The sequence below is a fragment of the Methylobacterium sp. J-070 genome (genome assembly GCF_022829385.1).
GTDB lineage: Bacteria > Pseudomonadota > Alphaproteobacteria > Rhizobiales > Beijerinckiaceae > Methylobacterium.
This window is the reverse complement of sequence record NZ_JAKSXX010000087.1, coordinates 1-842: the sequence shown is the minus strand read 5'-3', so window position 1 is coordinate 842 and position 842 is coordinate 1. Positions and strand designations below refer to the sequence as shown.

Annotated in this window: 1 protein-coding gene; it reads right to left on the bottom strand. The window is 71.6% G+C overall.

Annotation, left to right across the window (positions count from 1 at the left end; all coding sequences use genetic code 11):
* Window positions 1–842: UDP-glucose dehydrogenase family protein (locus MKL01_RS06600; protein ID WP_243904419.1), on the bottom strand; the 842-nt coding region annotated here is incomplete at both ends.

The following is an 842-nucleotide window of genomic DNA, read 5'->3' as shown; positions in this document are numbered from 1 at the left end:
CGGCCGAGGTCGAGGGCGCGGAAGGCGTTCCACTCGGTGACGATCACGAGGGCGTCGGCGCCCTCGGCGCAGGCATAGGCGTCCTCCGCGTAGGCGACGTCGGGCATCAGGGTCCGGGCGTGGCCCATGCCCTCCGGATCGTAAGCGCGCACGGTGGCGCCGGCGTCCTGCAGGCCGGCCACGATCGCCAGCGAGGGCGCGTCGCGCATGTCGTCGGTGTCGGGCTTGAAGGTCAGACCGAGCAGCGCCACGGTCTTGCCCCGCACCGAGCCGCCGCAGGCCTTGATCACCTTGCGCGCCATGGCGCGCTTGCGCTGGTCGTTGACCGCCACCACGGTCTCGACCAGCCGCAGCGGCGTGCCGGCGTCCTGGGCGGTCTTGACCAGCGCCAGGGTGTCCTTGGGAAAGCACGAGCCGCCGTAGCCCGGGCCGGCATGCAGGAACTTCGGGCCGATGCGCTTGTCCAGCCCGATGCCGCGGGCCACCTGCTGGACGTCGGCGCCGACCTCCTCGCACAGGTCGGCGATCTCGTTGATGAAGGTGATCTTGGCCGCCAGGAACGCGTTGGCGGCGTACTTGGTCAGCTCGGCCGTGCGCCGGTCGGTGACCAGGATCGGCGCCTGGTTGAGGTAGAGCGGCCGGTAGACCTCGCGCATCACCGCCTCGGCGCGGGCGTCCTGGGTGCCGACCACGATCCGGTCGGGCCGCTTGAAGTCGGTGATCGCCGCGCCCTCGCGCAGGAACTCCGGGTTCGAGGCCACCGACACGTCCGCGGACGGGTTCGCCTCCCGGATGATCCGCTCGACCTCGTCGCCCGTCCCGACCGGGACCGTCGATTTGGT